Source organism: Sedimentitalea sp. (assembly GCF_039973035.1).
Taxonomy (GTDB): Bacteria; Pseudomonadota; Alphaproteobacteria; order Rhodobacterales; family Rhodobacteraceae; genus Sedimentitalea.
Genome location: NZ_JBDWLR010000020.1, coordinates 431,289 through 443,434 on the forward strand (window position 1 = coordinate 431,289; position 12,146 = coordinate 443,434).

A 12,146-nucleotide genomic window follows, 5' to 3' on the forward strand; every position below is an offset into this window, starting at 1 on the left:
GATCAGACAATCCTGTGTCCAGCCGCACGCAGGCGGCGGGCCAGTTCTGCAATATGTTCGGGTCCCACTTCGCAACAGCCCCCGACGATTGTGGCTCCGTGCTCGACCCAGCGCATCGCGTGATCCGCATAGACCGATGGCCCGAGATCAACCCTCTGTTCGAGGGCATCAACGGTTGGAGCATCCTTGAGAAAGCCATCAGATATGCGCGTAAAGCCATTGGCATAGCCCCCACACATGCGGCCGAACCCTGCGAGGATGTCCATGCCTTGCGTAATCGCTTCAGGGCGGGAGCAGTTCAGTAGGACCGCCTCGGGATCAAAGCGATCCAACAGCGGCACAATATCGCTCAATGGCTCTCCGGATCTGAGATGGGTGCCGTCGTAATCATTAACGGTCAGGGCCAGCCAGACCGGTTTGCCGCCATGTAGTGTCGCGCGCAGTACGCCTTCGGCTTCCAGAATTGATGACACGGTTTCAATCAGAAACAGATCGACATGCGGGGCCATCGCCGCGACGAGCTCGCCAAACTTCTGTTCCGCCTCGTCGGGGTCAGGTTTCAGATCAGGTCGATAAGTCGCCAGCAACGGCCCGAGTGCACCGGCAATCCGCCCGCGGCCATGGGCATCTCGTGCTTGTTTGGCCTGATCGACAGCCACCGCAAGTAATGACAGAACCTCGTCCTCCAGCCCAACCCGCACCAGACGGCTGCGATGAACGGCATACGTATTGGTTGTGGCAACCGTCGCACCGGCGTTGAAGTAATCCAGATGCACCTTGGCTACCAGATCGGGCCGGTCGATCATCACGCGCGTCGACCACAGCGGCGTCGCCCGATCACCGCTGCGTTTCACGAGTTCCTGTCCGATGGAGCCGTCCAGAAGGGTTATATCGCTCATCCGCGCATCCGTTCGTTTTGTGGATCCCACAAAGGTTGACCCGGTTGCACCACCGCAGTACGGCGCTCACCATAGATCTCGACCTCGATCTGGGTCCCCGGTTCGGCAAGATCAGTGCGCAGCAAGCCAAGCGCCACGGACCCGTTGATCCGGTAACCCCAGGCACCGGATGTGGTTTCGCCCACCACCTGCCCGTCATGCCACAGCGTTGACATATAAGGTGCGTCAGCATCGCCTGCGTCGACCAACAAGGTCACAAAGCTCTTGGCGCTGCCTTGCTGTTTTTCTGCCTGCAACGCTGCCTTGCCGGGAAAATCCTGCGGCTTGTCCAGCTTGACGAACCGGTCCAGTCCCAGTTCCAGCAGCGAGTAATCGGTCGACAGGTCGCCCTTCCACGCCTTGTATCCTTTTTCGACCCGCATCGAATTCAGCGCCCACATGCCAAAGGGTTTCACCCCCACCTCCAGTAACGCATCCCAGATTGCAGGCATCGCCTCGGGTGCGGCGTGGATTTCCCAACCCAACTCGCCTGCAAAGCTCACCCGCAACAGTGCAGCCTCCTGCCCCGCGACCGTTCCCTCAAAGCTCGCACGCAGCCAACCGGCGGACAGATCGTGCCCTTGTGTAAGCGGGGCGAGGATATCGCGTGCCTTGGGGCCGGTGACCAAAAGGCATTCGACCTCGTGCGTGTGGTCGGTGACGGAGATGCCCTGCGGCGCATTGCGCGACAGGATCTCGGCGTCGTGCCATTGCGCCACGGCAGCGGTGATCAGGCCAACCTCGTCCTCGGAATGCACCATCACCGACATTTCGGTCAGGCAAAGCCCGCGATTGTCGGGGAAATAGGCCAACGATACCCGCCCCGGTGAGGGCAAACGGCTGGCAGTCAGGCTGTCGACATAGTCGCGCGCGCCCGGTCCTTCGACCTTGATCCGCGAAAACCCGGTGATCGGCAACATTCCACAGTGGTCGCGCACGGCCTCGACCTCTTCGCGGATGCGCGGCTCCCACGGACCGGCGCGCCCCCAGGTTTCGGTAGTCTCGATCGAGGTGTCATCGCCGGGCTGTGCGAACCAGTTGGCCCGTTCCCAGCCGTTATAGGCTCCAAACACCGCGCCGGCGTCCTGCAACCGGCTGTGCAGTGCCGATTGTTTCTTGTCGCGTCCAGCGTCCCAGGCCTTCCACGGGAAATGCATCCCGTATTCGTGGCCATAGGTCTCCATCCCCTTGGCGATACAGTAATCCGGATCGGTGTAGTCGGTATAGCGGCGCGGATCGACGGCCCACATATCCCACTCGGTCTGCCCTTCGGTGATCCATTCGGCCAGCACTTTGCCCGCACCACCCGATTGCGCGATGCCAAAGGTAAAGACACAAGCCTCGAACGCGTTGGGGACGCCCGGCATCGGCCCGATCAACGGCAACCCGTCCGGCGCATAAGGGATTGGCCCGTTGATCACCTTGTTGATCCCGGCCTGCCCCAACAGCGGCACCCGCGCCATGGCATCCTCGATATACCATTCCAGCCGCTCAAGATCGTCGGGATAGAGCTGAAAGCTGAAGTCCTGCGGCATCGGATCATCAGGCGTGATCCAATGTGCCTTGCAGTTGCGTTCGTAAGGGCCAAGGTTCAGCCCGGTCTTTTCCTGCCGTAGATAATAAGAGCTGTCGACGTCACGCAGCAGCGGCAGCTTGCCATGCTCCTTGGTAAAGGCTTCGATCTCGGGGATCTCGTCAGTCAGCATGTATTGATGGCTCATCACCATCATCGGCACAGTGCGCCCGCCATAGGGCTTGAACCATTCCCCGACCCGTTGCGCATAATATCCAGCGGCATTGACCACGTATTCGCAGCGAATATTGCCCTTGTCGGTGTGCACAATCCACTCGTCGTTTTCACGGCTGACACCCGTTGCCGGGCAGAACCGTTCGATCCGCGCGCCCATATCACGCGCGCCTTTGGCCAGCGCCTGTGTCAGCTGGCTGGGATCAATGTCGCCATCATTCGGATCATAAAGGGTGCCGTGCAGATCATGCAGTTCAAGGAAAGGATAGATGTCCTGCGCCTCTTTGGGTGACATCATCACGATGTCCATGCCCTGATAGCGTCCCATGCCTTTTGCCCGCTCGAATTCCTGCATCCGCTCCTTGCTGTGTGCCAGCCGGATCGAGCCTGTGACGTGATAGTTCATCGGATAATCAACGGCCTCGCCCAGACCGCGATACAGCTCGGTCGAATAGCGCTGCATGTTCATGATCGCCCAGCTTGTCGAGAACGTCGGAACGTTCCCGGCTGCGTGCCAGGTGCTGCCTGCCGTCAATTCGTTCTTTTCCAGCAGAACGCAATCGGTCCAGCCCGCCTTGGCGAGGTGATAAAGCGACGAGGCCCCCACCGCACCACCGCCGATAATGACCACGCGGGCCGTTGTCGGAAAATCAGCCATTGTGTCTCTCCCTATTGTCCCCGCTGGGGCAAACCATCTGAAATGTCGTAATAATCGCCTTTGTCGGCGACAAAGATGTGCCTTGAAAGCTGCACGCCGGTGGGTGCATCAAGCGCGCCCATCGCTACGGATATCTGGTCTTCGTCATTATGGGCCCAAAACAGGAATGCGCCGCAGGTTCCGCAGAACCCGCGCTTGGCAGTCTCGCTGGCGTTGTACCAGCGCAGCGTCTCCTCGGAGGTGAGCCGCAATTGTGTTTTGTTGATCCCGGTTGACGACCAGCAATGACCCGACTGCTTGCGACACTGCCCGCAATGACAGACCGAAGGGGGTGCGAGTTGACCATCGATCTCGAACACAACTTCGCCGCAGTTACAGGACCCGGTATGCATGGCTATCCTCGCGCTTGGGGTGCCGCGCTGGTTCCCAGCAAAACACCGTAGATGATGAAACAGATCGCCATGACCCGCCGCACCCAGACATTGAACACCGCCCCCAGTGCCGCGCGGCCAAGGACAGCGCCCAAGGTCGTAAACCCGGTATAGCTGAGCGCTGTGATGATCAGGGCGGTCGGCATGATGACCAGCATTTGCTGCATGATCGGCACATCCGGTTGAACAAACTGGGAAAACGCCGCGAGATAGCCCGCGACGCTCTTGGGGTTGATGACTGCGATCGCCAGTGCGTGCAGATAGATGTGCCGCGCCGGGCGCTCTTCGGCCTGTACCGGTATCGTGGCGCGAATCCAGCCGCGGATGCCCAGCCAGATCAGGAACCCGGCGCCGACCAGTTTTGCAACGAAGAACCCGGTAGGGGATGCGGCGATCAATGCGGTGACGCCAAGTGCGGACAGGATCAGAAACAGGCTGGCCTGGGTCAGAATCGCCAGAACACCAATCATCGCCTTTGGGAACGGCAGGTTCATCCCGTTGGTGATGCAATTCACCGCATTGGGGCCGGGCGTGGTCACGAAGACCACCCAGAACAGCGCGAATATGGTCCAGGCCTCGAAGCTCATGGCGTCAATAGACCGGTGGGGCGATCACCCAGATCGCGACCGCCGGTTCGTCATAGGGGTTGATCCATTCAAACGCCTCGCCCCGGATGCGGAAACTGTCGCCCGGGTTGACGGTAAAACGCCGCCCGGAAATCACGAGGTCCAGCTTGCCGGACACGAGGTACCCGACTTCCTGTGTGGCGCGGGTCACGACTTCGCCGATCCGCGAATGTGGTTCAAACGTGGAATGCACCATCTCGAAATCATCCGTCAGGTCGGGCGACAGCAATTCCTCGACCAACCCCGCCGCACCCGATCCGATGGTCCGACGGGCACCGGCACGCACGACATAGCCGGATTCATCGGCAGGCGCAGGCGCATGTCCGAACAGCATCGACACCGGCACGCCCAAACGCGCTGCTATGTGGCGCAGATCGGTGACCGACGGCTCTGACAGGTCTCGCTCAACCTGCGACAGCCAGCCCACCGAACGCCCCAGTGTCTCGGCCAGATCGGCCAGCGTTATCCCACGCGACTTGCGCAGCGCCCGCAGGTCGGCGCCCAATGTCTGTGAACCTGTCGTGTCGGAATGCAGCATCGGCTCGCCGTGAAAAAATCATCTTCTTTTTCACGCTGCGCTGAGTCGGTGAAAAAAGCAATGCAAATTTCACGTCAGTGGTTATTTGACCGACTACCGGCCAAACACCGAAGCCAGGATCGCGCTCATCTCGGAGGCATCCTTGTGCGAAAAGGCATCCGGTTGATCGCTGTCGATATCAAAGACGCCGATCAGCCTGCCATCGCGATCCTTTACGGGAATCACCAGTTCCGACCGGGTTGATGTTGCGCAGGCGATATGTCCTTCAAAGGCCTCGACGTCCGCCACCAGTTGCACCTCCCCGCTGCGCGCTGCTGCGCCGCAGACACCGCGGGAAAAAGGAATCACAAGGCATCCATGTCCGCCCTGATAGGGACCGATCTTGAGAAGCTCGGGGGCGACAACACGGTAAAAGCCGGTCCAATCAAAGCGGTCATCCGCATGATGTACCTCGCAGGCGACGGTTGCCATCAGCGCAACTTCGTCGGTTTCACCGCTTGTCAGCGCATCGATTGTCTGTGCAAGCGTCTTGTAATCCAGTGACATGGCCGTTCGATATCCCACCTATATTGCCGTGTGATGCAGCAGACCACATCGGAGATTGTCAACCCGACGCTGTTGCGCGACGGTACGCAATTTCATGCAAAACCCACGCAGACGCTGTTGCCCGCAGCCGGGAGTGATATAGCTGCGCGCATGGCAAAGACCGCGAGCAAGAAAAAAACCAAAAGCCGGACACAAGGCCGTCTGGGCAAGGCGTTGACGCAACTGCGCACGCGTCCGCTGGCGTTCATGCGGGGCCTGCTAATCCGCGCGGTATTGGCTATCGTCGGGGTGATTCTGCTGCTGGTCCTGCTGTTTGCCTTTGTGAACCCGCCTACAACTCAGACGATGTGGTCTGAAGGGCGCAGGCTCGGCAAACCCGTTGAACAGGACTGGGTGTCGATTGAGGACATCGCGCCCGTCATGGTCCGCTCTGCCGTCGCGGCAGAAGATGCGAATTTTTGCCTGCACTGGGGGTTTGATGTCGCTGCCATCCGAGCCGCGATTTCAGAGGGCAACAAGCGCGGCGGCTCGACCATTTCGCAACAGGTCGTCAAGAACGTGTTTCTCTGGCAAGGGCGCAGTTGGCCGCGCAAGGCGTTGGAAGCGGGGATCACCCCGGCGGTCGAGGCTGTCTGGTCCAAGAAACGGATCCTCGAAGTCTATCTCAATATCGCCGAGCTGGACGAAGGCGTGTTTGGAGTTGGCGCGGCATCAAACCACTATTTCGGGGTGCCCCCCGCCAAGCTCAGCGCGACACAGGCTGCGCGTCTGGCGGCTGTGCTGCCGTCGCCCAAAACGCGCTCGGCAGGCAAACCATCCGCAAGAGTACGCAAACGTGCGGTCCAGATCGTTGACGGTGCGGCCACCATCCGCGCAGATGGGCGCGCCGCCTGTTTCGAGGATTGAAAATCCCGGCGCGGCGGGGCATTGAAGTGAAAACCCCTGACCATCGCTTGGAATCTTATGGCCCGCCTGTTTCATGTCCCGTTGTCCCCTTTCTGCCGCAAGGTTCGGCTGTCGCTTGCCGAAAAGAAAATCGAAGTCGAGCTGGTCGAGGAACGGTATTGGGAGGCGGACGCCGATTTCCTGCGCCGCAATCCGGCGGCCAAGGTGCCGGTGCTGAAGCTGGACGGGCGCATGATGGCCGAAAGCGCCGCGATTTGCGAATATCTCGAGGAAACTCGCCCCGAACCGTCGCTTTTGCCGAAGACACCGGAGGACCGGTACGAAGTTCGTCGACTTATCGGCTGGTTTGACGACAAATTTCACCACGAAGTCACATCGAAACTGCTCTATGAGCGGATCAACAAGAAAGTCACCGGGCAAGGGTACCCAGACAGTCGCAACGTCAAGGATGGGGCGCGGGCGATCAAGTATCACCTTGATTACATGACATGGTTGCTGGATCACCGCCGCTGGCTGGCGGGAGATGTGATGACCCTTGCAGATTTCGCGGCCGCCGCGCATTTATCCTCGCTCGACTACATTTCCGATGTCGACTGGAATCGGTCTGCAGCGGTTAAGGACTGGTACGCCAAGATCAAGTCGCGTCCGGCGTTCCGGTCGATTTTGGTTGATCAGGTTTCCGGGTTCCGGCCCCCGCCACACTATGCCGATCTGGATTTCTGATCGCATCCGGTGGAATGGGGGCGCTGCCCCCGTCGCTTGCGCGACTCCCCCGGAGTATTGCCGCAAAGATGAAACATGCCCGACCGCCTGAAAACGCGCCTGATCGCGCAGGCCCTGTCGGAGGGTTTTGTTTCCTGCCGAATCTGTCGGCCCTGGGATGTTCCCGAAGTTCCCGAACGGCTCGGTGCGTTTGTCGAGGCTGGCTATCACGGGCAAATGGGTTGGATGGCCGAACGGATGCATTGGCGCGGTGACCCGGTGGCGCTTTGGCCCGAGGCGAAATCGGTTATCATGTTGGCGGAAAGCTATACGCCCGACGAGGATCCGATGGAGGTGATCAGCCAGCCCGACCGAGGCGCGATTTCGGTCTATGCCCGCAATCGTGACTATCATGATATGGTCAAAAAGCGCCTGAAACGGCTGGCGCGCTGGCTGATCGCGGAAAGCGGCGGCGAGGTGAAAGTCTTTGTGGATACTGCTCCGGTGCCGGAAAAGGCATTGGGGCAGGCTGCGGGGTTGGGTTGGCAAGGCAAGCACACCAACCTCGTAAGCCGGGATTGGGGCAACTGGGCATTTTTGGGGTCGGTCTTTACGACGCTTGATCTGGAACCGGACGCGCCGGATGTGGATCACTGCGGGTCGTGCAGGGCCTGTCTTGATGCCTGCCCAACCGATGCCTTTCCCGCGCCTTACCAATTGGACGCCCGTCGCTGCATTTCCTATTTGACCATCGAGCATCACGGTCCAGTGGACGAAGAGTTGCGCGCCCTGATGGGCAATCGCATCTATGGCTGCGACGATTGTCTGGCCGCCTGTCCGTGGAACAAGTTTGCCGTTGCCGCGAGTGACATGCGCTATGCGGCCCGGCCCGAATTGACGGCGCCACGGTTGGCCGAACTCGCGGCATTGGATGACGCAGCGTTCCGGCAGATGTTTTCAGGCTCTCCGATCAAGCGGATTGGGCGGGACCGGTTCGTGCGAAATGTGCTTTATGCCATTGGCAACTCGGGCGATCCCACCCTGCGCGACGTGGCGGCCGCGCTTTCCAACGACCCCGATCCCGCTGTCGCGGATGCAGCACGCTGGGCCGTGCAACAATTGGACTGACGCGCATTTCTGGCTGGACGATGCAAATTTAGCGGCTACACCGGGTGAAATGAGTTTCAAAGGAGGCCCGGATGGCTCTGCTGTTGGGGGTGGATACGGGGGGCACCTATACCGATGCGGTGCTGCTGCGCGACGAGAAGGACGTGATTGCCAGCGCCAAAGCGTTGACCACGCGAGGCGATTTGGCAATTGGCATCGGCACGGCAATTCGGGCGGTGCTGGATCAGTCTGGTGTTGAACCACAGGCCATTTCGCTGGCCTCCCTCTCAACAACGCTGGCCACCAATGCATTGGTCGAAGGGCAAGGCGAAGGTGTCGCGCTGGTCTTTGTCGGGTTTCGCCCGTCTGATTTGGAGCAACATGGGTTGCGTGATGCTCTCAAGGGTGATCCGGTCGTGGCCCTGGCCGGAGGTCATAACCATGCGGGCGGCGAAGCGGCCCCGCTTGATGTTCCGGGCCTCATCGCGTTTCTCGACGCCAACGCGAGCGGCGTCAGCGGCTATGCCGTCGCCTCACAATTCGCGACCCGCAATCCCGCGCACGAACTTGAAGTGGCGCGTATCATCGGCGAACGCACCGGCGCGCCGGTCACGTGTTCCCATCACTTGTCGGCCAAATTGAATGGTCCCAAGCGGGCGGTTACTGCAATCTTGAACGCCCGTCTGATCGGGATGATCGACAGGTTGATCGGGCGCGCGCAGGATGTTCTGAACGATCTGGGAATCGGTGCGCCGATGATGGTGGTGCGGGGTGACGGGGCGTTGATGTCAGCAGACCAAGCGCGCGAGCGGCCCATCGAAACCATTCTCAGCGGACCGGCGGCATCTATAGTCGGCGCACGCTGGCTGACCGGTGCAGACGAGGCGCTGGTCTCAGATATTGGCGGCACCACCACCGATGTTGCGGTGCTGCGCAACGGCAAACCGGCGATCGATCCGCAAGGTGCCCGTGTCGGCGGATTTCGCACCATGGTCGAGGCGGTTGCCATGCGCACCAGTGGGCTTGGCGGCGACAGCCAGGTCCATGTGCAAACCCAAGGGCTGGCGGGCGGCGTGTTTCTCGGCCCGCGCCGGGTTATTCCCATTGCCCTGATCGCGCAGGATGCCCCCGACGTCATTCATGCCGCGCTGGACGCGCAATTGCGCAATGCTACGACCACAGATCACGATGGCCGGTTCGTGCGCGCGCTGCCCGGATTGCCAAGGGGCGACATGCCCCCCCGTGAGACAGAGTTGCTTTCGCGGATCGGCGATCAGGTCCACCCATTGGGGCGGATCCTGCGCAGTCGCATGGAAACTGGCGCATTGGGGCGGCTGGTTGATCTTGGGTTGATCCAGATCGCGGGTGTCACGCCGTCGGATGCCAGTCATGTGCTCGGCACGCTCAACGAGTGGGACGGCGAGGCGGCGGACAAGGCGCTGACCCTGCTGGCCCGGCGCAGAACGGGATCAGGTGACATGTTAGCTGCAAACGCCACCGACCTCGCGCAGATGATTGTCGATCAACTGACCGAACAGACTGCGATTACACTGCTGGAAACCGCCTTTGCCGAAGAAACAACGGAATTCGGATTGCCGCCGGACCTGCTGGCGCGTCACGTCCTGATGCAAAAAGGGCTTGGAGGGCATCGCGGGCTACTCGCGCTGGACGCAGCACTTAATGTTGATGTCGTCGGACTTGGGGCCTCGGCCCCCACCTATTACCCTGCTGTGGGTGAGCGCCTGCATTGCCGGATGATCCTACCGCAGCATGCTGGTGTCGCCAATGCCATTGGTGCGGTCGTCGGACGCATCACGATGCGCCACACCGGCACGATCACATCGCCCAGCGAAGGCAGGTTTCGGGTGCATCTGGAAACGGGTCCTGAGGATTTTGCAGCGGCTTCTGACGCACTGGAACGTCTGCAATCCGTGTTGCGTGCCAGTACCGAGGCAGCGGCCCTTTCCGCCGGGGCCGCAGGCATTCAGTTTTCTGTCGAGCAGGACATCAAGACCGCCCGCGCCGAGGCGCGCGACGTGTTCGTTGAAGCGATACTGACGGTCGAAGCAAGCGGGCGGCCCCGGAACGCCTCTGGCTAGGACGCCTTGGCGCGCTTGGGCAGCACCCAGCCCGGACGCGCGAAGTGGCAGGTATAGCCGTTGGGAATGCGTTCCAGATAATCCTGATGTTCTGGCTCTGCCTCCCAGAAATCGCCAACTGGTTCAACTTCGGTCACGACCTTACCCGGCCAAAGTCCCGACGCCTCGACATCGGCAATGGTATCCAGTGCGGTCTGTTTTTGCGCTTCATCGACATAATAGATCGCCGACCGATAGCTCAGACCGCGATCATTGCCCTGCTGATTGATCGTGGTTGGATCATGGATCTGAAAGAACAGTTCCAGCAATTCGCGATAGCTGATCTTTGCCGGGTCGAAGGTTATCTCGATCCCTTCGGCATGTGTCCCGTGATTGCGATAGGTCGCATTGGGTACGTCACCGCCGGTATACCCTACGCGGGTCTTTTCGACGCCGGGTTTCCTGCGGATCAGATCCTGCATCCCCCAGAAACACCCGCCTGCCAGTACTGCACGTTCGGTCATGCCACGTCCTCCACTTGATCCAGATAGGCGCCATATCCTTCGGCTTCCATTTCGTCACGATGGACAAACCGCAGGCTGGCAGAATTGATGCAATACCGCATGCCACCCCGGTCACGCGGCCCATCGGGAAACACGTGGCCCAAGTGGCTGTCACCATGGGTGCTGCGCACTTCTGTCCGAATCATGCCCAGTGTGCGGTCTTCAATTTCGTTGATCAGCGCCGGTTCGATGGCCTTGGTAAAGCTGGGCCAACCACAGCCGGATTCATACTTGTCTGATGAGGCAAAAAGCGGCTCGCCCGATACGATATCGACATAGATGCCCGGTTCCTTGTTGTTAAGAAGCGCACCGGTGCCAGGGCGTTCCGTTCCGCTTTCCTGAGTGACATGGAACTCCTCGGCGCTGAGCGCGGCGATACGGTCCGGGTCTTTGGTGTAGTTCGGCATGATGATCCTCCGCCAAGTGGTGCGAAACAATAAATGGTCTGGCGCGGCGGAAATCAAAGGTTTGTTTCATCCCCGTCGCGCACTCGTGCTAGTATTGATCTGACAGGCACTTCGTGACGTAACATTCACGTGCTTGGAGGACGACATGAAAGAATTGATTCTCGCAGTTTTGTTTGCAGTCATCGCCCAGATGGGAATGGCACGTGAGGTTGGTGGAACGTTTCCTTCCATCGACGGAGGGTCACTGACCATCGAAGATTGGCGTGGCCAACCTGTGCTTGTGGTGAACACCGCCTCGCAATGCGGGTTTACCGGGCAGTATGCTGGCCTGCAAAGCCTGTATGACAAATACCGGGATCAGGGCCTGATCGTGCTCGCCGTTCCCTCGGACGATTTCAATCAGGAGCTCGCATCAGCATCCGAAGTTAAGGAATTTTGCGAGCTGAACTACGATCTTGATCTGCCGATGACTGATATCAGCAAGGTAAAAGGGGCCGATGCCCATCCGTTTTACAAAGCGGTTCGAAAGGAAACCGGTTTCGAGCCCACGTGGAATTTCAACAAGGTCCTGATCGCGCCGGATGGAACCGTGCCTGCGACTTGGGGATCTTCTGTCAAACCCACCTCTCGGAAGATCACGCAGGAAATCGAAGCTCTACTTCAGTAGGGGCAATTGAGGGACTGTCGCCAGCATCTGTCTCTGACGGTATGAAAAGGATCTCCGCCGGGCATCCAATGGGGTCGGCACTGGTGGCTAGGTGTCACATCCCGGACGATAGTATGGCTGTTTCTCAAACAATTCCGGCTTGAGTTTGTGCCAGTCCTTCATGGCTTGCAAGGGCGTTTTGCTGCCTAATGCTGACTGCGGAAGCTGCTGGTTGTAAAGCCAAACGTAGCGA

13 protein-coding genes and 1 pseudogene are annotated in these 12,146 nt (G+C 59.8%); 5 read left to right on the plus strand and 9 right to left on the minus strand.

Annotation, left to right across the window (positions count from 1 at the left end):
* Window positions 1–2: 2 nt before the first annotated feature.
* From ABJO75_RS04930 to ABJO75_RS04955, 6 genes are all read right to left on the minus strand, one after another.
* The gene (locus ABJO75_RS04930) at window positions 3–899 is read right to left on the minus strand and encodes a homocysteine S-methyltransferase family protein (protein ID WP_348131881.1); all 897 of its coding nucleotides are present in this window, start codon (window positions 897–899) and stop codon (window positions 3–5) included.
* Entirely contained in the window at window positions 896–3,343 is a 2,448-nt protein-coding gene (locus ABJO75_RS04935; protein WP_348131883.1) for an FAD-dependent oxidoreductase, read from the minus strand. Before ABJO75_RS04935 ends, ABJO75_RS04930 begins: the two co-directional genes overlap by 4 nt.
* A gap of 11 nt (window positions 3,344–3,354) precedes the next feature.
* Entirely contained in the window at window positions 3,355–3,735 is a 381-nt protein-coding gene (locus tag ABJO75_RS04940; RefSeq protein ID WP_348131886.1) for a GFA family protein, read from the minus strand.
* Window positions 3,736–3,737: 2 nt separating this feature from the next.
* A complete protein-coding gene (locus ABJO75_RS04945; RefSeq protein ID WP_348131888.1) occupies window positions 3,738–4,361 on the minus strand; it encodes a LysE family transporter in 624 nt (207 codons plus the stop codon).
* 4 nt (window positions 4,362–4,365) lie between these two features.
* Window positions 4,366–4,938 (minus strand): XRE family transcriptional regulator, encoded by a 573-nt coding sequence (locus ABJO75_RS04950; protein ID WP_348131891.1) that lies wholly within the window; start codon window positions 4,936–4,938, stop codon window positions 4,366–4,368.
* Between the two features lie 93 nt (window positions 4,939–5,031).
* The gene (locus ABJO75_RS04955) at window positions 5,032–5,484 is read right to left on the minus strand and encodes a GAF domain-containing protein (RefSeq protein ID WP_348131893.1); all 453 of its coding nucleotides are present in this window, start codon (window positions 5,482–5,484) and stop codon (window positions 5,032–5,034) included.
* 150 nt (window positions 5,485–5,634) lie between these two features.
* On the opposite strand from ABJO75_RS04955, the gene mtgA reads away from it, so the two are divergent.
* The 4 genes from mtgA (at window position 5,635) to ABJO75_RS04975 (ending at window position 10,298) form a co-directional block, all read left to right on the plus strand.
* On the plus strand, window positions 5,635–6,390 hold the full coding sequence (gene mtgA, locus ABJO75_RS04960; RefSeq protein WP_348131941.1) for a monofunctional biosynthetic peptidoglycan transglycosylase: 756 nt from the start codon (window positions 5,635–5,637) through the stop codon (window positions 6,388–6,390).
* Window positions 6,391–6,447: 57 nt separating this feature from the next.
* Entirely contained in the window at window positions 6,448–7,113 is a 666-nt protein-coding gene (locus ABJO75_RS04965) for a glutathione S-transferase family protein (RefSeq protein ID WP_348131896.1), read from the plus strand.
* 75 nt (window positions 7,114–7,188) lie between these two features.
* Window positions 7,189–8,220 (plus strand): tRNA epoxyqueuosine(34) reductase QueG, encoded by a 1,032-nt coding sequence (queG, locus tag ABJO75_RS04970; RefSeq protein WP_348131899.1) that lies wholly within the window; start codon window positions 7,189–7,191, stop codon window positions 8,218–8,220.
* A gap of 71 nt (window positions 8,221–8,291) precedes the next feature.
* Entirely contained in the window at window positions 8,292–10,298 is a 2,007-nt protein-coding gene (locus ABJO75_RS04975) for a hydantoinase/oxoprolinase family protein (RefSeq protein ID WP_348131902.1), read from the plus strand.
* Here the strand turns inward: ABJO75_RS04975 and msrA are convergent.
* Together msrA and msrB are read right to left on the minus strand one after the other, a co-directional pair.
* Window positions 10,295–10,801: a peptide-methionine (S)-S-oxide reductase MsrA gene (gene msrA, locus ABJO75_RS04980; protein WP_348131905.1), complete on the minus strand. Its 507-nt coding sequence runs from the start codon at window positions 10,799–10,801 to the stop codon at window positions 10,295–10,297. The genes ABJO75_RS04975 and msrA overlap by 4 nt on opposite strands.
* Window positions 10,798–11,247 (minus strand): peptide-methionine (R)-S-oxide reductase MsrB, encoded by a 450-nt coding sequence (msrB, locus tag ABJO75_RS04985; protein ID WP_348131908.1) that lies wholly within the window; start codon window positions 11,245–11,247, stop codon window positions 10,798–10,800. Before msrB ends, msrA begins: the two co-directional genes overlap by 4 nt.
* A gap of 196 nt (window positions 11,248–11,443) precedes the next feature.
* Here msrB and ABJO75_RS04990 point away from each other — a divergent pair, with 196 nt between their 5' ends.
* Window positions 11,444–11,914, plus strand: coding sequence for a glutathione peroxidase (locus ABJO75_RS04990; RefSeq protein WP_348131944.1), 471 nt, complete (start codon window positions 11,444–11,446; stop codon window positions 11,912–11,914).
* 87 nt (window positions 11,915–12,001) lie between these two features.
* On the opposite strand, the pseudogene ABJO75_RS04995 reads toward ABJO75_RS04990, so the two are convergent.
* Window positions 12,002–12,146 (minus strand): annotated as a pseudogene (locus tag ABJO75_RS04995) (IS481 family transposase); the annotation flags it as partial.